Source organism: Nodularia sp. LEGE 04288, assembly GCF_963896525.1.
In the GTDB taxonomy this organism is placed as follows: Bacteria; Cyanobacteriota; Cyanobacteriia; order Cyanobacteriales; family Nostocaceae; genus Nodularia.
The window spans coordinates 73,674-95,322 of record NZ_CAWQOY010000033.1; the positions used below are offsets into that span (position 1 = coordinate 73,674).

Below are 21,649 nucleotides of genomic sequence, written 5' to 3' on the forward strand. Positions count from 1 at the left end.
TGTACCTTGAAAACCAAATATATCAACGCTTTCAAGTCCGGGCTGTTGAAATTACCAATAATCCCTATCAGGGATTGAAACCAAATAAGCCCAGAGCGCTGGGCAATTGCACTATCGTTGAAATTACCAATAATCCCTATCAGGGATTGAAACAATTCATCTTTAGCAGCAATGATTAATCAAGTGCGTTGAAATTACCAATAATCCCTATCAGGGATTGAAACGGAAGCAACTTTATTTAATGTCGGATATTGCTGCTACGAATAATCCAATAACTAATGGATAGGGCTAAAACTGCAACTCCTAACCCAATGATATCAATACCTGTTATTTTGGTTAAATCAAGGATAATAATTTTACGCGCAACTGCAATTAAGGAAGTAACAATAACTAACTCAACTTGAACAACGTGTTTCCGGAGATAAGCTGTGATATTTTCTAAAATTTCTAAAGCAATTAAAATGTTTAAAAATAATCCAAAAATTGTAAATAATATTTTATTAAATTGACCATAAGAACTAGTAAAGAGTTCATTAATTAGGTAAATTAGTAAATCAAAAACTGCGACGATGATTACCAATACCATTGCTAGTGACAATACTTTCGAGACAAGCACCTCAAAGTTTTCTATCAGGTGCATAAAGTTGTCGTCCCTAGCAAGATTCCCAATTTTTCTGAATAGATGCCTCATTTGCCATAATTTAAGAGATTAAAAATAATTTTAATTCTTTGGTGTCAACTGTAAATATAAATTTGGAATCACCAGTCATGCAATCAACGTAGAGACAGATAATTTTCTCTGGTGAACTCAGCTACTCCATAGCAGTTTAGCACTGTAGAGTCAATCAAAGTCAACTGTGATAGCTCAAAAAAGCCCACAGGCTGGAATCCTGGGGCTATACAATTCGTAATTCAGAAAGTCAGTTTGGTCTCTGCCGCATTCGTGTTTTAAAGTGGTGTCACTGATGCGATCGCATTTCTAAGAATGTAAACTTTGTAGTTGATGTTGTTCCACTAGTAACTCTGCATTGACTGGGGCTAGCTGTACAGCACAGGCTTTTAATTCTGGTTGCAGTGAATCTGGGCAAGATTCAGGATGGGTAAGAGTGTTAGCTTCGGCATTGTCTGCCCATAAAGCCCCCCAGTGCATGGGGATAAATACTGTCCCAGGTGCGATCGCTTTCGTAATTTTAGCAGGAAATTTCGTTTGACCCCGACGCGATCGCACTTCCACTATTTGATTTTCTGTAATTTCTAACCTAGCAGCATCACGGGGATGAATTTCAATAAACGGTTCCGGGTGCATTTTGCGGATTTTTTCAATGTGTCCCGTGCGCGTTTGCGTGTGCCAATGCCCATAAAGTCGCCCAGTTGTCAAGACAAAAGGATAATCAGGATCGGGTGGTTCTGCCAAACCTTTAGAATAATATGCGCCAAAACGCGCTCGTCCGTCTGGGGTTTGGAAGCGTAAATCTGTATAAAGACGTTTAGATTCCCCACTCCCCTTGTTTGGATGAGGCCATTGAGTCGCTCCGTCTATTTGTAATTGTTCATGACTAATACCAGTCATATCGCAGAGGCGATCGCCTGTCAATTGCACAAACTCAGCATAAACTTGAGATGAATTAGCAAAGGCAAACTCTTTCTCAAAACCCAACCTGCGCCCCACCTCAGCAAAAATTTCCCAATCGGCTTTGGCTTCTCTGGGCGGTTGGCGGAAGGCTTGACACAAAGTCACCGTTCTTTCGGAATTAGTCATCACGCCAGTTTTCTCACCCCACTGGGCTGCGGGTAAAAGAATGTGAGCGTAAGCAGAGGTTTCTGTGGGATAATATGCGTCTTGGTAAATTGTTAAAGGCGATCGCCATAAAGCCTTCTTAGTTCGTTCTAAATCTGGCATACTCACAGCCGGATTAGTCGCTGCAATCCACAGTAAACCTACAGCATCATTTTCCAAACCAGTAATCATATCCCAAGCAGTTAAACCGGGATTAGCTGAAATTTGCCCTGGTTTTAATCCCCAAAACTGCTCAACTTCCGCACGATGTTGGGGATTTTTCACCAAACGATAACCGGGTAACAAATGCGCCAAACCCCCACCTTCCCGTCCTCCCATCGCATTCGGCTGACCAGTCAGAGAAAAAGGTCCCGCCCCAGGCTTACCAACTTGTCCAGTCATTAAATGCAGATTAATGATAGTTCTGACCTTCGCCGTACCTTCACTGGATTGATTGACACCCATTGACCACAGAGATAAAACCCGTTGAGATTCTCCCCAGTAGCGGGCTGCGGTTTCTAAATCTTCAATACTGATACCACATTGACGCGCCGCCACATCTGGGGTGTAATGACGAATCACCTCAGCGTATTCCGAGAAATTGCTCGTACACTCATCAATAAAACCGATATCAATATAATTCCAACGCATCAATAAATGAGCCATCCCATTCATCAAATCAATATCTGTACCTGGACGAATAGCTAAATGTAAATCAGCAGCTTCAGCCGTCGGAGTCCGCCGAGGATCGACCACAATAATTTTGACGTGGCGATTCTTTTTATGATGTTTTACCAACCTGTTAAAAACAATGGGGTGACATTCCGCCGTATTCGTACCAATTAAAAATGCACAATCAGTTAAGTCTAAATCTTCATAACAGCAAGGTGGTCCATCTGAGCCAAAACTTTGAATATATCCAGACACAGCACTAGACATACATAAACGTGAATTGGCATCAAAATTATTAGTACCCAGACATCCTTTGAGAAGTTTCTGAGCTATATAGTAATCTTCAGTTTGAAACTGACCAGAACCATACATACAAATAGCTTCTGATCCTTGGGTGCTGCGAATTGTTTGGATACGTTGCGTAATAATATTAAAAACTTCATCCCAACTCACCCGGCGAAACTCCTGATCTAAAGAATCTCGCACCATTGGGTAATGTAATCTATTCTTATCTAAAGATTCAGCGATAGTTGCACCCTTAACACAAACCATCCCTTTACTTGAAGGATGAGCTTTATCACCCCGTACCCGCCAAATTGGATTTCCCTGACTATCTCGATTAGTTGCTTTTGCCAATTGCGCCGGCGGTGAAACTTCCAGTCCACAGCCCACACCACAGTAAGGACAAAGAGTTTTAGTAAATTCAGTCATGGTAGATTGCTTTGAGTGGGAGTCGGAAATGGGAAGGGAAGAATTTTTTAATTAGTACGGACTTACGCAAAAACTCTCTAAAACTCTTCCTTCTTTCTTTGTGTCCTTCTCCCAAAGGGAGAGGCTAACGCCAATGCGTCCTTCTCCCAAAGGGAGAGGCTAGCGCCAATGCGGTTCGTTAATAATTCTTACAGTCATTAGCGGGCAAGATGCCCGCTCTACAATAACTTTTGGGATATTTTTTATTTGGAAGTCCCTAAAGCCCAAAGACTACTTTTAATCCTTAGTAAAAGCAGGGAACTCTTCTGGTGTCAGTTCTGGTTCATCACCCTCATGGTGTTCAGCAAATGAGCCTTGAGGTTCTTTCAGCAAAAAGGCACAAAGGAAAGTTACAATCAACGCGGTAACACCAAGAGTCTGAAAAAAGATTCGGTTCCCAACATCACCTGCTGGTAAAAGACTGTATAAAGTCAGGTAAGCCACAGCGCCAACATTGCCGTATGCGCCGACGTTCCCAGCAATTTGACCAGTAATTCGCCGCTTTACTAAAGGCACAATCGCAAAAGTAGAACCTTCTCCAGCTTGGACGAAGAATGAACAAGTCATAGTCAATATAATTGCTATGGGTAACCACCAATTACTACTGACACTACTCATGAATAGATAAGTAATACCCATACCACCAGTTAGTATGGTCATTGTCCATTTACGACTGCCAACTGTATCTGAAACCCAACCGCCACCGGGACGTGCAACTAAATTCATAAATGCGTAAGTAGCAGCAATCATCCCTGCTAAGACTTTACTGAGACTGAAAGTAGATTCAAAAAATGCCGGTAGCATGGAAACCACTGCTAACTCTGAACCAAAGTTGACAAAATAAGTTAGTTCTAAAATTGCTACCTGTGAAAATTCATAACGGTCTTTAGCAGCATATTGTTTTTTACCAATCATCAATTCTTGATTCACATCCCAGCATTTATAGGCTTGGAAGAGGTACAGACCAATTAACAACAGGTAGACAATAAATAGCTGTGTTGGAGAGAGTAAACCAATTTTAGAGATGCGCCAAGCTAATACGGCTAAGATGCCCACTAAGGGAATATTGGTTAACATCAGCAGCCAAAAGCTTTTCTTGGTAGTAACTTCTATGCCACCGTGACGAGAGGGACGCTGATAAACTTTGCCAGAGGGAGTATCTTCAACGTTGAAGAAATAGACCACTCCATAGATAGCAGCTATTATCCCAGTTAAGGCGATCGCTAACCGCCAGTTAAGTTGACCAACAGTGAAAAAAGCTGTTGCCGCCGCTAGTGAAGGTAAAGTAAACGCCGCAGCTGCTGAACCAAAATTCCCCCAACCACCATAAATTCCCTCTGCAATACCGATTTCTTTGGGAGGGAACCATTCAGCAACCATGCGAATCCCAATTACAAACCCAGCACCGACTATACTGAGCGCCAAACGACTGATAATCAACTGGCTGAAGTTTTGGGCTGAAGCAAAAGCCAGACAGGGAATAGCCGCATACATCAGCAAGATTGAGTAAGTAATTCTTGGTCCATACTTATCTAGAACCATACCGATAATGATCCGGGCTGGCACAGTTAGAGCTACGTTACAAATAGCGATCGTTCTAACTTGTCCTTCTGTTAAACTCAGTGCTTCTTTAATAGCTGTTTGAAAAGGTGCAAAGTTAAACCAGACTACAAATGATAAAAAGAATGCAAACCAAGTCAGATGTAAGATGCGGTAGCGACCGTTGAATGAAAATAATCCTCTAAACATTTAATATTCCTTTGTTAAATGGGGAGACAACAGACGATTAATCATCTGCTTGTAAAAACGCGATGAATTGCATTTTTAATATGCACAAATCAGCGCATCAACTAAACAAGAAGTTAGGGCGAAAACTGGGTAGATTTTGATCGGCTTAATTACGAATTATTCGGTTCTGCCCCGAAGTGCTGAATGAGTAAATCTCGCAATACAGGCTGTAAATCTTCGCAGGGGATGCCTTTTTGTACGCAGTTGCCTAAATGCGCGTCTTTGCCAACTGTGCCACCCATATAGATGTCTACGCCTTCTACAGCTTTGCCATTTTTACGGGCTTTGGTTCCCATCAAGCCGATATCTGCAACTTGAGGCTGTCCGCAGGAATTAGGGCAACCAGTCCAGTGAATTCGCACGGGACGAGTCAGGGTTAACTCGGCTGCTAAGGCTTCAGCCATTTCCAAGGCGCGGTTTTTGGTTTCGATGAGGGCAAAGTTACAAAACTGTGCGCCTGTACAAGAAACAAGCGATCGCGTTAACATATCTGGGTTAACTGGAAATCTCTGTAGTAGCGGCTCTGTTAAAAATGTTGCTAAACGCGAGTCGGGAATATTGGGGATGATCACGTTTTGCTCAACTGTCAACCGAACTTCACCACTGGCGTAAACCTCTGCTAAGTTGGCAACTTCAAACATATCTTGGGCATATAGCCGACCCACAGGAATATTTAAACCTACGTAGTTTAATCCTGGTTGTTTCTGTTTATATACCCCAATATGGTCGCGTTTTTCCCAGTCAATCTCGTCTTTAGCGGCTGCGGGTAACAGTGTTTTACCTAAAAGCGTTTCTACTTCTGAACGAAATTTTTCGACACCCCATTCATCAAGTAGCCACATTAAGCGAGACTTGAGGCGGTTAGCGCGTAAGCCGTTGTCACGATAAACTTCTAAAACTGCTCTAGATACAGCTACTACATCCTCTGGAGACACCCAAGCATTGAGAGGAATCGCCGCCTCACAGCGTTTGGCTGAGAAAAAGCCACCGACAAGGATGTTAAAGCCGAAGACTTTTTGAGATTCACTACTCCCCACTCCCGATTCCCCACTCCCCTCTTGAAAAGCTGGAACAAAGGCTAAATCGTTAATTTCTGCATGAACTGAATTATCACGACCTCCGGCGATCGCAATATTAAATTTCCGTGGTAAGTTGCTAAACTCTGGGTTTCCTTGTCCTTGATTAGTCAGCATATCTTGAACTTGCTGCACTAATTCTCTGGTGTCGAATAACTCATCCGCATCTAAACCAGCCACAGGATCACCAGTGATATTACGAACGTTATCCATTCCTGATTGAATGCTGGTTAAACCAACTGAGTCCAGTTTTTGAAAGATATCTGGTAAGTCTTCAATTCTGATCCCCCGCAGTTGAATATTCTGTCTGGTAGTAATATCAGCACTACCATCATCTCCGTAACGCTGTAATACTGCCGCTAAAACACGCAACTGATCGCTAGTGAGAACACCGTTAGGTATCCGCATTCGCATCATAAACTTACCTGGGGTGACTGGGCGAAAGAATACACCTAGCCACTTGAGGCGATGATCGCGATCGTTTACGTCCATTGCTTCCCAACCGAGAGCCGCAAATTTTTCTATTTCTGCTTTGACAGCCAGACCATCTTTCTCGGCTTTGAGTTTCTCAAACTTATTCAGGTTGGTTTTGGTAGTAGTTACTGTATCTGTCATGAACTGACTCTCATTGCTTATGGTTAATCCAGTCAAAACTTTGGACGCTATTTGCCCAATATCTTTTGATTACTGGGTCTACAAAGTTTAGTGATTTAACACGTATGTATATCTGTTTGTGGCTAATTTCTTGTACTCAAGAGTCTTCCCAGGTGACTCATCAGCAAGATGCAAGTGTATCGAGTGAACTCAAATTGTAGTTAGTTGGGAACCGGTTGTATTCTTGGACATTTCGGGAATTTGTCAAGCAGGTTTGGTTACTGTTTATGTAACGATTTTGATACTCATCAGGTTAAGGTGAGATTATAGTTAAAATCGTATAAATTGTTACGTTTTTTAGATAAAGTTGGAAAATACGTATCGATTCGATGCAATTTCTGCATTAAAGTCTTTTTTATTATCAAACATAACCGTTGATACACCCCGCCTTCATTCTTGTATGTCAGCTGTTGAGCATTCAATTTGCACAATTTGGAAGAGCATCTTTGCCCTCTCCCACAAGAGTTGTATTTAAATATGTTGTGCAGAATCAAGTTGAAGGCAGCAAATGCTGAGTTCTGTGAGTTATGGTAACCATAAGCCTTTCGTATAAGTCGCTTCTATCGGCGTTTATCGGCAATTCATGATTGATTTTTCGACTTTTCTATTGTCAATACAAATTAAATAATTATTAAAAAGTTGAATAATATGACATGATCTCTAAATAAGTATTATTTCTTAGTGATATGATGGCAGATCAATTTCCCTGGCTAACCGCAATTGTCCTGCTACCATTCATTGCTGCTATGGTTATCCCTGTGCTACCCGATAAAGACGGCAAGTGGGTACGATGGTATGCATTGGGTGTGGGAGTTGTAGACTTAATCTTGATGTGCTATGCCTTTTGGCACCATTATGATGCCAGCAATGCGACTTTTCAACTAGAAGAAAATTATACCTGGATGCCGCAATTAGGACTTAATTGGGCAGTTGCCGTGGATGGGTTATCAGTTCCCTTTGTACTTCTAGCTGGACTGGTGACGACACTCGCGATTTTTTCGGCTTGGCAAGTTGATCGCAGACCCCGGCTTTTCTATTTTCTGATGCTGGTGTTGTACTCGGCGCAGATAGGGGTATTTGTCGCCAAAGACTTGCTGCTGTTTTTCATCATGTGGGAAGTAGAGTTAATTCCTGTCTACCTACTTATATGTATTTGGGGAGGGCAGAAGCGACGCTACGCCGCTACAAAATTTTTGATCTATACGGCTGCGGCTTCTATATTTATTCTGGTAGCAGCATTGGCAATGGGGCTTTACGGTGGCGGTAATGTCAGTTTTGATTTAGTTGATCTAGGACTAAAGGATTACCCCCTGAATTTAGAACTGCTGCTATATGCAGGATTGCTGATTGCCTTTGGTGTCAAGTTAGCTGTGTTCCCCATGCATACTTGGTTGCCAGATGCTCACGGAGAGGCTTCTTCTCCAGTATCGATGATTCTTGCAGGTGTATTGCTAAAGATGGGCGGATACGGACTAATCCGGCTGAATCTGGGAATTCTTTCTGATGCACATATTTACTTTGCACCAGTTCTAGCGATTCTGGGAGTTGTCAACATTATCTATGGTGCGTTGAACTCATTCGCCCAAGGGAATATGAAGCGTCGGCTGGCTTATTCGTCGATTTCTCACATGGGATTTGTACTATTGGGTATTGCGTCCTTCACTGATTTAGGCATTAGCGGCGCAATGTTACAGATGATTTCCCACGGTTTAATTGCGTCGGTGCTGTTCTTCCTAGCAGGTGTGACTTACGATCGCACTCGCACAATGATCATGGATGATCTGGGCGGTCTTGGTCAGGTAATGCCCAAAGTGTTTGCACTATTTACAATCAGCGCGATGGCTTCTTTAGCTCTCCCTGGTATGAGCGGCTTTGTGGGCGAACTTGCGGTTTTTGTGGGCATAACTACCAGCGATGTCTATAGTTCAGCCTTCTGTATTGTCACAGTATTCCTAGCCGCAGTGGGAGTTATTCTCACGCCAATTTATCTGCTCAACCTGCTGCGAAAGGTATTTTACGGCAGTAGTGCAGCCCTGATGTGTGACATTAATAATGCCGCTTTGGAGAATCAGGAGGATGAGGGAACAGCTTGTTTTGGTACTGACTGTCTGCTACCTGATGAAACCATTTATAGCGATGCCAAACCGCGTGAGATATTTATTGCTGCCTGTTTTATCGTGCTAATTATCGGTATTGGGTTTTACCCTAAGCTGGCTATGCAAATGTATGATGTCAAGACTGTGGCGGTAAATGCTCAGGTGCGCCAATCTCTGATGACGATCGCGCAAACAAATCCCCAAATCTATGCTCAAGGTTTGTTAGTTCCTACAATTGCCACACCGGAAGTAGCGCCTGTTTTGGGAGTTGTCAAGTAATTTTATTGACCTGCTAAGATGATGGTCAGTAAGTATTACAGAGAATTTCTAGAACTATGAAACGTCGTGATTTCATTAATTGGGTAGGTTTGGGTGCAATAATTAGTAGCTTACCTATAGCAATCGCGGCTTGTTCTGAGCAAAGCATTACATCTGACGATTGGCAAACTGTGGGGACTGTGGCAGAGTTAGACCAAGATGGTCAATTGCTAGTCAAAAACTGGCCATCTGTGAATGTTTTAGTAGTGGGTACATCGAAAAGCGGCAATCTCATTGCTGTTGACCCTACTTGTACTCACTCAGGTTGCACCGTGACATGGCAAACTGAAGGCAATAAATTTAACTGTCCTTGTCATGGTGCAGAATATGGCAGTGATGGTCAGGTGCAAAGAGGCCCGGCTACAGAACCACTCAAAACTTACACAGCGAAGATTGAGAATAATTCTGTTTTAGTTAAACAAAATTAGCGCTCTTTCCTCACCCTATTTGCGGCGTTGCTGATTTCAAATATGAATTAGGTTCGCGCAAAGGCGCAAAGGCGCAAAGGTAGGAAGAAAATTAAGGTAATTTTGGAATTTCATAGTTCAGCAACGCCCTATTTGCAAGCATGGTGAATCCTATCAACCAGCTTTTAGTCCAAGCACAAGCCGCATCCGATGCAGCAGATTGGTCTTTGGTGACTCAATATCTCCAAAAGTTGATGTTGACAGTAGACTCTAACCATCCAGAAATAGTTAAACATCGGGAATATCTGCTGAAATTAGCACTCTCAATTTTAGAAATGGGAGATTTTCAGCAACGTTGGGATATTGCCAAAGTCTTGCGGCAATTAGGAAATATTGCTATCCCCCCATTGATTGATATTCTCGAAGATGAAGATGCCGAAGAAGATTTACGTTGGTATGCAGTTCGCACTTTGGGCGAGTTTCAACACCCAGAGGCCATAGTCTCTTTAGTGGACTTACTGAAAACCAGTGAAAATCAAGAACTCAAGGCGATGGCTGCATCAGCATTAGGGCAAATGGGGACTCTGGCGATTACAGCCCTAACTCAACTTTTGGCTGAGGAACAGACAAGACTTTTAGCAGTGCGATCGCTTGCTTACATTCGCACTCAGGAGACAATTACACCTTTATTGAGTGTTGTCCAAGATTCACAAGCCGCAGTCCGCAGCGCCACCCTAGAAGCCCTCAGCAGCTTTCATGATCAACGTGTACCACCAGTCCTATTAAATGCTTTAGATGACGTTTCCGCCACTGTCAGACGTGCCTCAGTGCTGGCTTTAGGTTGTCGCCCTGATTTATGTCTAGAACTAGATTTAGTGGCGAGATTGCAACCTCGATTATCCGATTTGAATCTTGAGGTTTGTTGTGCAGCTGCGATCGCTCTTTCCCGAATGGGTACTGATGCGGCGGCGCAGCATTTATTTCAGGTGTTAATTTCACCCAATACACCACTCAAGCTGCAATTAGAAATTATCCGCGCTTTAGTCTGGGTGGAGACTTTATCCGGTTTGGCGTATTTGCAACAAGCACTCTATCACAGCAGATCACAGACACTCTGGCAGGAAATTATCACAGTTTTGGGGCAAGTGCAGAAGCCGCAGTTAATGACACCATCTGCCGAAATTTTATTAGATATTTTGCAGTCACCGCATCTGCTCACAGTGGCACATCCTTTGGAGGCGAGGATTAAAAGTGCGATCGCTTTGGGTTTGGGACAGTTAGGAAACAAGCAGGCTGTGGAACCATTAATTTTATTGCTAGCAGATGGTAATCAAATTGTGAGATTAAATGCGATCGCCGCACTCAAAAAACTGGATGCAACTTTTGCATATCAACAATTACAGCAATTAGCGAATAATTCCACACTCACACCAGATTTGCAACAAGGAATAGCGATCGCTCTGGCGGAATGGTAAAGTCCTTCAAACAAGAGATCCAAAGCGGATTGAAAAAAAATCTCCCCCAGATCAAAAATAGCCCAGAGGAGATTTACAGTTAAAGTTCGTCAGGTGATCGGAATAGTTACTTATTTAGTATTAATCACCACGACTTTAATTCCTCCTAGAGATAGATAAATATCATGTCAATGTTGTTACGCATTCTGAAAATCATGCTACGCAATCGATTAAACAATTAATTTTCGAGTCACCAGCACCCCATACCGTGCATTTATTGAGTGCCTGCCCTTGTGATCTCCTCATTTTTACTACTCAGTACCCAGTATTTTTAACAAGACTTATGTCTACTTAAGGATGTGATAACTGAATTTCAAATGTTACAGTTTGAATATCGCCCAATTTTGTGAAATCATCAGCACAGAATGCCGATTACGGCAATATTTCGGAAGGAGTGAATGTGAATATTATTTTTCTTGTCTACAATACCCTACGCGAACGCCAAGGTTTGTTTTACTTACCCAGTCTAGCTGTCCTGACAGTCTTGGGAAGTAGTCTGTCTGCTGTTGCTGAAACAGTGGATACTCAAATGCTAGCTGAGTCTTCTGTAAATGCCACATCTGCCGATGCCATTACTTTACAGCAATTCCCCAGCGCTCAAACCCAGGAAGTTGCTAATCTCACACTCACACCTGTACCAGGAACAGCATTAACTTCATCAGCAGCCTTAATTCCTGAATCAAAACCGACGGCTCAATCTTCTCCTACTCAGGTAGCACAAGCAGATATAGATGTTCGTAGATCTGCTCCTCGCGCTAGAACCTATGTTGGTGTAGGTGGTAACATTGGTATAGGTGGTGGTGACTCATCTTTAGCTGACGGCAATTTTGCAGTCATCAGTAAAGTGGGACTGACAAATACCATATCGGTCAGACCGTCAGCAGTGTTTGGCGAAAACACCACAATCCTGGTTCCCGTCACCTATGATTTCAGCTTACAGTCAGCAGATCCATTTGACGAACCCTTAGCGATCGCCCCTTATGTTGGAGTAGGTGCAGCGATTAAAACCGGTGATGACTCCAAAACGGCCTTGTTAATAACTGGGGGTATAGATTTTCCTCTAAATCCTCAATTCACTGCCACAGCTTCCGTGAATGCTGGATTTTTTAGAGAGACTGATGTCGGTTTGTTGTTAGGAGTTGGTTACAATTTCGGTGGCTTCTAATCACATAATCTGAAAAATAAAAGGCAAAAGTGATTTACGCTTTTGCCTTTGGCAACTTTAAAGTTTCTGATTTTTTAATCAACACCTAAGAGACTATAAAATAGTGAGTTAATAGTTATAACGAGTGATATCGGTGACATCATGAGTATCACTTGAAATTACATATTTTTTCATCTTGATACCATGCTTAAATTCTGCGATAATTCAAAATATCTACTTTCACAGCTAAACTGCGATCAAGTCACACCACAGTTTACCAAATCATGCCACTTTCTAGCTTTGGAGATGGGCAGCAATTATTTCAAGTTGAATAATAACAAATAAATATTTAATTAAAAACTGGCGTATATATATGAATCAACCAGATGAAACAGCTAAGAACACCACAAATTTTCTGGTAGAAAAGCAAAAAGAAAAAGAACTCATGCATGATGTTCATTTATTGCTGGAAAATTTGATTTCTAGAGAAGAAACTACAATCAAGTTAATATTAGATTATCTTTATCATGTCGGCTCAACTAACCTGATTAACCAGAAGCTTCGTTCTCGGACTCTCAATAGAAGTCTGAAACTAATTTCCAGGACATCCAAGCCAGTATTTAGAATTTTGGCCTGGCGCTGGTTTCAAAAAAATGGTTCTCCATTAATTACTAACTGGTTGCAAAGCCAGGTAGCTTTCACAAGCATAGAGGAAGCGAAAGTAGCGATCGCAGAATTGGTTCTGGAAAATCCGGACACAAACCTGAATCCTCTTCCCAAGCCTCAGTATCAGCTTCAGGAAGTAAAACATCTTCGCTCCCAGGTGACATTGCTGACTGGTATTTTGGCTGCGGTCGTGACTGTGTTCGGTGGTAGCTTTCTCTGGTTAGGTTATTCCCTAGAGCGATCGCATATGCAAAGAATCGTAGAATTACAAACTCAGGTCAAAACTCTAGAAGCTAGCGTGACTGACACTATCAGGTCTAAAGACTCTGAGATTATTCTGCGGACAGAGTAAAGCCTAACTCTCGCATTTCTCAAGTCAAGACTTTAGCCCTGTTTGACAACTAAAGTCCTGACGCTGTAACTTCAACCTCCAGCCTGTGGGAGCTACTATTGAGGATTAGGACTAACTTTGTCAATCACCTGAATTTTGCCATCTGCTGCCACACTCCAAACATCGTAGACACCGACAACATCACCATTGGCATCAATATCTACATTGCCACTAGCACCTTGATAGTTAATGTCTTGACCCTCTCGCAGTAACTTCAGCCCCGCGCAGACATCAGTAACTTCTGTACCAGGTTCATTGGCAACCTCACGGATTTTATTAGAAATTCCAACGCCTGTGTTTTCCTGGGCGGCTTGTGCTGCGAGTACCAACAAAGCAGCAGCATCCCAAGCTTGGGGAGCATATTCCCCAGGGGAACTACCTTTTTTCTCTTGCCAAAGCTTATTGAAATCTGCTAAAGCTTTCCCATCGGAACCGGGGACTGTACCTAGCGCCCCAGCTAAGAGATGTCTGCCATCAGCGCCTTTGCCTACTTGGTCGGGAAAAGTGGGTGATTTGACTCCATCTGTCAGCAGAATTTGCACACCATCAGTCAAACCTTGCTGGTAAGCAGTTTTGAGGAGCAGACTGCCTGTTTCAGCATAGAGAACGGCAATCACTGCATCTGGTTTTCCCGCAAAAGCAGCAGCAGCTTCGGTGTCAAATGTTTGAGCTTTGGGATCGTAGCGGATTGGCTTATCTTTATTAATTACAGTTCCACCCAATTTTTCAAAAGCTTCGACAAATGCTCTTTCAAATCCAACCCCATAGTCGTTATTAATCACAACTGTGGAAACTCGCTTGAAGCCTTTTTGATTAGCTAGTTGAGCTAATGCTAATGCTTGGTAGGTATCAGGAGGAGCTGTGCGCGCCCAAAAACCTTTAAAGTCGCCTTGTTGGGCTTTTTGTGTAAAAACTGGACTAGTACTACCAGGAGAAATCATCATCACTTGATTCGGTACGGCAACTGAGACAGCAGCAGTAGAAACGCTACTAGCAAAGGAACCAACGACACCAGCTACCTTGTCCAGAGTTGCCAATTTGGTCATCCCCGCCGCACCAGCTCTAGGATCGGTTTGGTCGTCTACTTCTATCAATGAGACTGGTTGCCCATTCACGCCCTCGCAAGCGTTAACAGTCTCCACTAGCAAGGGAATTGAGCCTGACATTTGCTGTCCAATAGAAGCTAGGTCACCAGTTGCTGGTAATAAAGTCCCAATTTTTAATCCTTGACTACTAGCGGTTGTGTTCCCTGGAGTACTATCAGTTGTACTATTGGTGTTATTAGCATTTTCGCAAGCTCCCAAAAGCAAACCTGCTGCTAGGGTAGCTATACTCAACGCTAGGGTAGTATTAATTCTTGGCATAGTTTATTCCACTCCTCAGATATAGGAGCCTAAAACTAAGATTCCAGCTAAGTTTTTAAATTAGCCCCATCTTAACAGACTCCAAAGGATAAATGATAACATCTACCCAGAGAAGTAAAACTGTTTACCAACACATCAATATTTGTTGGTTGATTTGACCTTGGTAAGACTGACTCTAGCTAAACTTGATTTATGGCTAGACAGTAAACTCAAGACTTGTGTTTCAATTCAGCAAAACGGAGAGGGAGGGATTCGAACCCTCGGTACGGAGTTACCTGCCGTACAACAGATTAGCAATCTGTCGCTTTCGACCACTCAGCCACCTCTCCAGGTGGGCTACAGATAATAATAGTAGCAGACTTTTTTGAGTTAGTCAACTGTCAATTATCAAACCACTTTGCCAAGTCATTCGTCCTCAGTCATTAGTCCTGGAAATACCATGTCCACAAGGGAAGTGGTGGGAACTAGGGCAAAATCTAGGAGTGTTCTCAGGCTACAACGGGGGGAAACAAAGCAACATAGTGGCTGCATAATTCCACTCGGTATGTCAGAAAAACTCATAATCCTGAGTGCAGCTATGCTCGCACGGGCTTTATGGATGACTAAAGCTGGTCGATGAATCCCTTGGCTGATTCCCCTGGGATCAGACTGCACTCACTCACGAATGGCAAATGACCAATGACTAATTAATTAAATAATTCGTAATTCGTAATTCATAGACAGAGCTACTTAATTTATCAATGGATAAAAACGAAATGCAGTCAATGTTTCAGGTTTTGCTCAATTTATTTATGGGGTGCAAAACTTACGAATTACGAATTATTCTGACTACTGACCTGATTAAAGCACTTGAGATCGCATCCACGCTACTGGCAAAGAAAGTAATTTTTGCCATTGGGGTACGTAGGCACGTTGAGTAAACACGTTGTAATCGTTGCGTTCAATTATGGTTAAAATTCGACTGTAATGCATGAGAGCCGCCCATACAGGCCAACGGGCATCAGTTGATAGGTAAGTAATACCTCTTTCGGCTTTAGTATAAAACTGTCTGGCTCTGTTAATTTGAAATTGCATGAGGGAGCGCCAGCGGTCATCTACTACACCTTTCAACAAATCTTGCTCGGTGTAATTAAATCGTGCCAAATCCTCTAGAGGAATATAAATTCGCCCACGTTGTGCATCTTCACCTACATCTCTGAGGATGTTTGTGAGTTGTTTGGCAATTCCCAAGGCAATTTCTTCAGCAGTCGGCATATAGTGCTGTTGTTGACAGTTCCACGGGGCTGTATTTCTGGTTTCATCCAATCCCATGACTGACGTTGACATTAAGCCGACAGTACCAGCGACGCGGTAACAGTAGAGGTATAAATCCTCAAAGGTTTCATAGCGACTACGATATAAATCCATTTGCTGACCAGCAATCATATCCCGGAAGGGCTGAATGTCCATTGGAAAGCGTCGAACAGTATCAGCCAAAGCTACGTCATAATTTTCCACTGGGTGTCCAGCAAAAATTGATTCGAGCTGCTCTTCCCATAAGTCTAGGGTTTCTGGCGTAGTCATGGCACATCCGGGGCCATCTACCAGTTCATCTGTGCGGCGACACCAAGCGTAAATCGCCCAAATGGCAGGACGTTTTTCTTCGCTCAGGAGCAAAGTGCTTAGGTAAAAAGTCGCGGAATACTTGGCTATAAGTTGCCGACAAAGTTTGTAGGACTCGTCTACAGAGACCAGCGTTTTCATGCGCGGAGGGGAATCAGGCAGTTGCAGCATTCGTTGCGGGCGGTCGGGTTGGCGTTTGCAGGTCTGAGGAATTTGCTACCGGGCGTGCTTCAGAAATCGCCTGCGCTGTCAGCTTACCAGAAAGTACGGCACCTTCCATACTGCCTAAATAGCGTTGCATGGTGTAACTCCCTGAGAGAAAGAAGTTAGCTATGGGGGTTGACTGTAAGGGGCGGTACTGTTGACGACCTGGGGTCGCTTTGTAAACTGAACGCGGTGTTTTCACCACATGAGATTTCAGCAATTTCGCGGGATTTTCTTGCCCAAAATGATCGGGGAAGAGTTTTTCCAACTCAGCAATAGTGACGGTAACAATTTCCTCATCCGATTTGGTGATCCAATCTTTTGCCGGAGCTAAGACTAATTCCAGCATGGAACGCTCAGAATTAGCATATTCACGACAAGCATTGCTCATATCAGCATAAACGCTGAGGAGGGGCGATCGCGAAAAGAGGAGGTGATCAATTTCTGTGAGTTTCCGGTCAAACCACAAATGTACATTAATTACAGGTACGCCTTCCAGCCCTTCTAGCTTCTGGAAATACTCCATTTGCTGCCAAGGTTCTGGTAACATCACCTTCAGTGGGTCAACTGACATGGCGGATACATACATATCAGCCGTCAAGACTTGATCTTCAGCGCCGTTTAACCCCCTGAGCAAAAATCCTTTGACAGTCCCATCAGGGTGCAGCAAAATCTGTTTTAAAGGCGAGTTGAGGCGGACTTCGCCACCCCGCTCAGTGATGTAATCTACCATCGGCTGACACAATCGCTCTGTGGGCGAACCATCTAAAAACGCAATCTTGGAACCATATCGTTCTTGGAGAAAGCGATTTAGTGCAGTTAAGAGAATTGTGGCAGACACTTCTTCGGGATTGATAAAGGTCAGCGCCTTACACGCGGCGATAAAAACGTCACTAGTGACGCGTTCGCCAACTCCTTGCCTTTCCAGCCACTCTAAGAAGCTGTATTTGTCCATGTCCTCAACATACTGCTGACCCCGAACCACTGCTGGTAGCAGGCCAATTGCAAACCGAATCTTCTGCTCCCAAGTCAACATATCTTTGTTGCGAAGAATCGATGCAATCACGTTAAAAGGAGATGGAATATCTGGAACATCAAAACGTGATAGTGTACCAGGCTTTTCCGGTTGATTGAAAATCAGTGTATGCTCTTTCCACTGAAGTCTGTCCTCGATGCCCAATTCCTTCAGCAATTGCAGCATATTGGGGTATGCCCCAAAGAAGGCGTGTAATCCGGTTTCGTACCAGTCGCCGTCAGAGTCTTTCCACGCCGCAACCAGACCACCCAGTACATCCCGGCTTTCCAAGACAATGGGAGTGTGACCTGCGTCTGTGAGATATTTCGCGCAGGATAATCCTGCTAGTCCAGCACCCGCGATCGCTACTCGCATTTCAACTTACTGCCTTTCAATATTTTTTGATCCTTTTGTCGTTCTCATTATACGTTGCAATCCGTTACATTTGGCAGGGGTTGTGCGATCGCTTCTCCAAAAACTTCTGGCAAAGGCAATTTTACTGAGATCCACCAACCACAGCAGAGCGCCAGCATCATTACCACTCAAGCACTCAATGATTCCTTCGTTTCCTACTAATTTTTTGCCAGTAGTCTCAAATATTCTCCAGGTCTGCGTTAATTTATGTGATTAATTGGGTAAAATCTCACATAAATTTTTATCTAGTGCTATTATTATGTGTTTTTATTACCATCAATGTAGTCAAATACATTCCACAAAAACCAAAATTACGATCTAACTCCGGAAAATCAGATAATTTACATTTAAAAAATTGACAAATTCCAGCTTATCTATGCTATCCAATAACAAGAATCAATGACAGACTAAATAAATTAGCTCATTTTCTATGCAAACGCCTACTACAGAGAATTGCTCTAATTCTAATGAAATTATTGTATCCATGTTAGAACACATTACTCCTCTGATTCTCACTTATAATGAAGCGGCCAATATTAGACGCACCCTTGAGCATCTCACTTGGGCAAAAAAAATCATAGTTATTGATAGTTATAGTACGGATACAACCCTGGAAATTCTTCACTCCTATTCACAAGTCCAGGTATTTAAGCGTGAATTTGATACCCACGGTAAACAATGGAACTATGGCTTAGAACAAGTCAAATCTCCCTGGGTGCTTTCTCTAGATGCAGACTATATAGTTACAGATGATTTAATCTCGGAAATAGCCGCTTTACCGATGGATGGAGAAATTGATGGCTACTTTGTCAGATTCAAGTATTGTGTGTTTGGCAAACCCGTGCGTAACACCAGAATCCTCCCGCCTCGTCAAGTTCTATTTCAAAAAAGCAAAGCTATTTATATTGATGATGGACATACACAAGTTTTACAACTGACTGGTAAATCAGATGTCCTATCTGCTTATCTCTACCATGACGATCGCAAACCATTTAGTCGTTGGTTATGGTCACAAGAACGTTATACAGTACTTGAAGCCAAGAAAATACTAGAAACTCCCATCAACGAACTTGATTGGGTTGATCGTATCCGCAGAAAAAAAATCTTGGCTCCTGGGATGGTCTTTCTCTATTGCTTGATCATCGAAGGCTGGATTTTCGATGGTTGGCATGGTTGGTATTACGTATTTCATCGGGTTTTAGCCGAGACTATCCTGGCAATTCGGATCATTGAAGCAGAGAAATTAAAACGTCAATGACAAAGCTAGCATAGCCATCTTTAGGATCAATACCGTGTGGCAACACACATCAACGACAATGCAGCTTCTAGAGAATTGGGGTCTATGCCTGATAGTCTTTGAGCTAGACGATACTTCCAAAAAGGCTTACCGTAATTACCCTTTAATGCTTCTGCACCGACAGTATGGTTATGGGGGTAAACCTTAACTCTAAAGCCCATCGGTTCTAAGACTTGATCAAACATCTCTGATGTCACACCATCAAACGCTTTGTGATGTACCTCTGTTGCCAAGCCCCAGAATTGCTCCTCTGAGCTAGAATGTCCCCCACGTTTAATATACTTATAAATTGGTAACCGTATTTTCCACAGTAGTGAACCTAAACCTTTAAACTGATAAGCACTTTTTTGAGGATCGTGATCTGTAATTAAAAGCCCGCCAGGACGTACCAATTTAGCTGCCTCTTGCAAAACTTTTGGCATATCATCGCAATGATGCAAGCTAGCATTAAGCATCACAATATCAGCAAACCCAGAAACAAAAGGTAGATTTTGAGCATCTGCTAGGACTGCTGTATATCCGAGTTGGCGAGCCATTTTCAGTGCGCCGAGAGAAACATCTACACCCAGTAATAACTGCGGTTCACCACAAAACTCTTTGAGAGAGGCATAGACATTGCCTGGGCCACAACCGATATCCACCACTACTTTATCTTGCCAACTACCAATCACAGCTTGCCACAGTTCTACAAACTTTTCATTTCTGTGACAGGCTTGAAAATAATTTAATCCCCATTCTGGATGTCCAAAGTAGTAGCTGTTGGCTTGGATAGCTGGGGTGGGATTTAAAATAGGGCAAATAATAATATCTTCATCCCATCCATCAATTTTGTTTGGTTGAGCAAAATACTGAGAGCAATTTGTATCCACTTCTTTTAACATATAGTCAATTATTTAAGCGTGTATTTACTTATTTGCTTTTTGATAGCACGAAGTATAGCAAATTACTTTTGGTTGCAGCGATTATTTTCGGGACAATTATGTATATTTATCGTTGCCTATCGTAATTTAGTATAAATTTAACAGGAAAAATCCCCAAATAATTATTTTTTTTGTGAAATAAAACTGACTTATGTAATAATTTTAAATTTTTTTAGTCTTCAGTTAGACCATTTTTCTAAAAATGCTATATTATATTCAAATCTTTTTTACTCGATCCGGAAAAAATTGTAAATGCTAACCAAAACTTCAAAAAGTTATTATACCGAGCAAATTTTAAATAAACTTGAACAATCTAAATCGGCTTTAAAAAAACAATTTATGATCGAGAACAGGATAAATACCTGTTACTTAGATGATTTATTAAATGAAGAGGATGTATTAAAAATATATCATGCATTTCCCGATAAAAAAAACTTATTGCAGTTAAAAGACCTGAGAGAACATAAGTACGTTGGTATACAATTAGACAAGTATGACCCGCTCTTAGAAGAAATTATCTATGCGTTTCAGGATACTAGAATAGTGAACCTGATTGCCGAAATAACGGGATTGGAACAATTGATGCCAGATGAATACCTTTATGCTGGTGGTGTTAGCCTCATGGATTATGGCTGTTTTTTAAATCCCCATCTAGATAATTCCCATGATAAAGATATCAGTAACTATCGTGTGTTGAATTTACTGTACTATGTAACTCCCAATTGGCAAGAAAATTATGGCGGTAACTTAGAGCTTTGGGATCAAGATTTAAAGCAGCCTTGTAGAACTATTCACAGTAAGTTCAATCGGCTAGTTATTATGGTGACTAATAAAACTTCTTGGCACTCCGTTAGCCCCATTAATTATCATGGTCAGCGCTGTTGTGTATCTAACTACTATTTTTCGCCAAAACCTGCTGATGTACACAAGTACTATCATGTTACTTCTTTTCGAGGTCGCCCCGAACAGAATCTCAGAGATATCGTGTTGAGAGGAGACGCTAGCTTACGAAATATGGTGCGTAAAATCTTTAAACATGGAATTAAAAAGCCACATTTTTATAAAAATCGAGTATTAAATAATACTATAAACAAGTGTGGGTAGTTGCTAAATCTAGTGGAAATAGCCATCTAAATTTGCTGCCACAATGTGCCTTTTTGAGACTCCCAGGCTGATCAAAAGTCGGAGTCACGGGATAACTGCATCAGAGTTTTGGATCAGTGTATTGCCGATGTCGTGGCTAGCAAAACTTATATAATTTTATACAGCAAGCATATGAGCGCATTCTTGTGAATATGTACTCCAGATACATAAGTAGGAGTATCATCAGGTCAGCCCATACAGCCGCTTTATGGCATGGCAAAGATTTTTAAATTGGTATTATACCAATTTTATATTAAAGATGCATAAAAAGAACCTCTCTCTAACCCTCCCCGCAAGCGAGGCTACGGTGTACACACAAGTCCTGCCTGTCTGCGTTTGAGCCTGTTTTGCCCCCTAAATCCCCTGCCCCCGTGACCCCCAAATTTGGGGGTAAAATGGGGGACTTTGAAAATTCTTGTTCCCCCATAATTGGGGGT

At 42.3% G+C, this 21,649-nt stretch carries 17 protein-coding genes and 1 tRNA gene; 9 read left to right on the forward strand and 9 right to left on the reverse strand.

Going from position 1 to position 21,649, the window contains the following annotated elements; genetic code table 11:
* Positions 1–238 precede the first annotated feature (238 nt).
* The 4 genes from AACX33_RS03105 to AACX33_RS03120 all read right to left on the reverse strand — a co-directional run bounded on the left by AACX33_RS03105 (position 239) and on the right by AACX33_RS03120 (position 6,678).
* Positions 239–691 (reverse strand): phosphate-starvation-inducible PsiE family protein, encoded by a 453-nt coding sequence (locus AACX33_RS03105; protein ID WP_193998979.1) that lies wholly within the window; start codon positions 689–691, stop codon positions 239–241.
* Between the two features lie 288 nt (positions 692–979).
* Positions 980–3,160, reverse strand: coding sequence for a molybdopterin oxidoreductase family protein (locus AACX33_RS03110; protein ID WP_193998977.1), 2,181 nt, complete (start codon positions 3,158–3,160; stop codon positions 980–982).
* A 276-nt stretch (positions 3,161–3,436) separates the two neighbouring features.
* Entirely contained in the window at positions 3,437–4,948 is a 1,512-nt protein-coding gene (locus AACX33_RS03115; protein WP_193998975.1) for an MFS transporter, read from the reverse strand.
* A 149-nt stretch (positions 4,949–5,097) separates the two neighbouring features.
* Positions 5,098–6,678, reverse strand: a complete 1,581-nt coding sequence (locus tag AACX33_RS03120; RefSeq protein WP_193998973.1) for a ferredoxin--nitrite reductase — start codon at positions 6,676–6,678, stop codon at positions 5,098–5,100.
* 725 nt (positions 6,679–7,403) lie between these two features.
* Here AACX33_RS03120 and AACX33_RS03125 point away from each other — a divergent pair.
* The 5 genes from AACX33_RS03125 to AACX33_RS03145 all read left to right on the forward strand — a co-directional run bounded on the left by AACX33_RS03125 (position 7,404) and on the right by AACX33_RS03145 (position 13,214).
* Entirely contained in the window at positions 7,404–9,092 is a 1,689-nt protein-coding gene (locus AACX33_RS03125; protein WP_193998971.1) for an NAD(P)H-quinone oxidoreductase subunit 4, read from the forward strand.
* Between the two features lie 56 nt (positions 9,093–9,148).
* A complete protein-coding gene (locus tag AACX33_RS03130) occupies positions 9,149–9,559 on the forward strand; it encodes a QcrA and Rieske domain-containing protein (protein ID WP_193998969.1) in 411 nt (136 codons plus the stop codon).
* 140 nt (positions 9,560–9,699) lie between these two features.
* On the forward strand, positions 9,700–11,013 hold the full coding sequence (locus tag AACX33_RS03135) for a HEAT repeat domain-containing protein (protein WP_193998967.1): 1,314 nt from the start codon (positions 9,700–9,702) through the stop codon (positions 11,011–11,013).
* Between the two features lie 433 nt (positions 11,014–11,446).
* Positions 11,447–12,217 (forward strand): hypothetical protein, encoded by a 771-nt coding sequence (locus AACX33_RS03140; RefSeq protein ID WP_416209814.1) that lies wholly within the window; start codon positions 11,447–11,449, stop codon positions 12,215–12,217.
* A gap of 352 nt (positions 12,218–12,569) precedes the next feature.
* On the forward strand, positions 12,570–13,214 hold the full coding sequence (locus AACX33_RS03145; protein WP_193998965.1) for a hypothetical protein: 645 nt from the start codon (positions 12,570–12,572) through the stop codon (positions 13,212–13,214).
* A 95-nt stretch (positions 13,215–13,309) separates the two neighbouring features.
* On the opposite strand, the gene AACX33_RS03150 is transcribed toward AACX33_RS03145, so the two are convergent.
* Together AACX33_RS03150 and AACX33_RS03155 are read right to left on the reverse strand one after the other, a co-directional pair.
* On the reverse strand, positions 13,310–14,617 hold the full coding sequence (locus tag AACX33_RS03150) for an ABC transporter substrate-binding protein (RefSeq protein WP_193998963.1): 1,308 nt from the start codon (positions 14,615–14,617) through the stop codon (positions 13,310–13,312).
* A gap of 237 nt (positions 14,618–14,854) precedes the next feature.
* Positions 14,855–14,946 (reverse strand) — tRNA-Ser (locus AACX33_RS03155).
* A 110-nt stretch (positions 14,947–15,056) separates the two neighbouring features.
* Here AACX33_RS03155 and AACX33_RS03160 point away from each other — a divergent pair.
* Positions 15,057–15,236, forward strand: coding sequence for a hypothetical protein (locus AACX33_RS03160; RefSeq protein WP_193998961.1), 180 nt, complete (start codon positions 15,057–15,059; stop codon positions 15,234–15,236).
* A gap of 221 nt (positions 15,237–15,457) precedes the next feature.
* Here AACX33_RS03160 and crtB read toward each other — a convergent pair whose 3' ends face one another.
* Positions 15,458–16,390, reverse strand: a complete 933-nt coding sequence (gene crtB, locus AACX33_RS03165) for a 15-cis-phytoene synthase CrtB (protein ID WP_193998959.1) — start codon at positions 16,388–16,390, stop codon at positions 15,458–15,460.
* On the reverse strand, positions 16,374–17,813 hold the full coding sequence (pds, locus tag AACX33_RS03170; protein WP_193998957.1) for a 15-cis-phytoene desaturase: 1,440 nt from the start codon (positions 17,811–17,813) through the stop codon (positions 16,374–16,376). Before pds ends, crtB begins: the two co-directional genes overlap by 17 nt.
* A gap of 54 nt (positions 17,814–17,867) precedes the next feature.
* Here pds and AACX33_RS03175 point away from each other — a divergent pair, with 54 nt between their 5' ends.
* Together AACX33_RS03175 and AACX33_RS03180 are read left to right on the forward strand one after the other, a co-directional pair.
* Positions 17,868–18,014: a hypothetical protein gene (locus tag AACX33_RS03175; RefSeq protein ID WP_193998955.1), complete on the forward strand. Its 147-nt coding sequence runs from the start codon at positions 17,868–17,870 to the stop codon at positions 18,012–18,014.
* 322 nt (positions 18,015–18,336) lie between these two features.
* Positions 18,337–19,110: a glycosyltransferase family 2 protein gene (locus AACX33_RS03180; RefSeq protein ID WP_193998953.1), complete on the forward strand. Its 774-nt coding sequence runs from the start codon at positions 18,337–18,339 to the stop codon at positions 19,108–19,110.
* Positions 19,111–19,136: 26 nt separating this feature from the next.
* Here the strand turns inward: AACX33_RS03180 and AACX33_RS03185 are convergent, their stop codons facing one another.
* Complete coding sequence (locus AACX33_RS03185) at positions 19,137–20,030, reverse strand: class I SAM-dependent methyltransferase (protein WP_193998951.1); 894 nt, start codon at positions 20,028–20,030, stop codon at positions 19,137–19,139.
* 291 nt (positions 20,031–20,321) lie between these two features.
* Between AACX33_RS03185 and AACX33_RS03190 the strand changes: the two genes are divergently transcribed.
* Positions 20,322–21,173, forward strand: a complete 852-nt coding sequence (locus tag AACX33_RS03190; RefSeq protein ID WP_193998949.1) for a 2OG-Fe(II) oxygenase — start codon at positions 20,322–20,324, stop codon at positions 21,171–21,173.
* Positions 21,174–21,649: the final 476 nt, after the last annotated feature.

Coding starts and splice junctions, on each gene's coding strand:
- AACX33_RS03130 (WP_193998969.1), top strand. CDS start 9,149: ATGAAACGTCGTGATTTCATTAATTGGGTAGGTTTGGGTGCAATAATT.
- AACX33_RS03180 (WP_193998953.1), top strand. CDS start 18,337: ATGTTAGAACACATTACTCCTCTGATTCTCACTTATAATGAAGCGGCC.
- AACX33_RS03145 (WP_193998965.1), top strand. CDS start 12,570: ATGAATCAACCAGATGAAACAGCTAAGAACACCACAAATTTTCTGGTA.
- AACX33_RS03105 (WP_193998979.1), bottom strand. CDS start 691: ATGAGGCATCTATTCAGAAAAATTGGGAATCTTGCTAGGGACGACAAC.
- AACX33_RS03120 (WP_193998973.1), bottom strand. CDS start 6,678: ATGACAGATACAGTAACTACTACCAAAACCAACCTGAATAAGTTTGAG.
- AACX33_RS03185 (WP_193998951.1), bottom strand. CDS start 20,030: ATGTTAAAAGAAGTGGATACAAATTGCTCTCAGTATTTTGCTCAACCA.
- AACX33_RS03125 (WP_193998971.1), top strand. CDS start 7,404: ATGATGGCAGATCAATTTCCCTGGCTAACCGCAATTGTCCTGCTACCA.
- AACX33_RS03190 (WP_193998949.1), top strand. CDS start 20,322: ATGCTAACCAAAACTTCAAAAAGTTATTATACCGAGCAAATTTTAAAT.
- AACX33_RS03160 (WP_193998961.1), top strand. CDS start 15,057: ATGTCCACAAGGGAAGTGGTGGGAACTAGGGCAAAATCTAGGAGTGTT.
- AACX33_RS03150 (WP_193998963.1), bottom strand. CDS start 14,617: ATGCCAAGAATTAATACTACCCTAGCGTTGAGTATAGCTACCCTAGCA.
- crtB (WP_193998959.1), bottom strand. CDS start 16,390: ATGCTGCAACTGCCTGATTCCCCTCCGCGCATGAAAACGCTGGTCTCT.
- AACX33_RS03135 (WP_193998967.1), top strand. CDS start 9,700: ATGGTGAATCCTATCAACCAGCTTTTAGTCCAAGCACAAGCCGCATCC.
- AACX33_RS03115 (WP_193998975.1), bottom strand. CDS start 4,948: ATGTTTAGAGGATTATTTTCATTCAACGGTCGCTACCGCATCTTACAT.
- AACX33_RS03110 (WP_193998977.1), bottom strand. CDS start 3,160: ATGACTGAATTTACTAAAACTCTTTGTCCTTACTGTGGTGTGGGCTGT.
- pds (WP_193998957.1), bottom strand. CDS start 17,813: ATGCGAGTAGCGATCGCGGGTGCTGGACTAGCAGGATTATCCTGCGCG.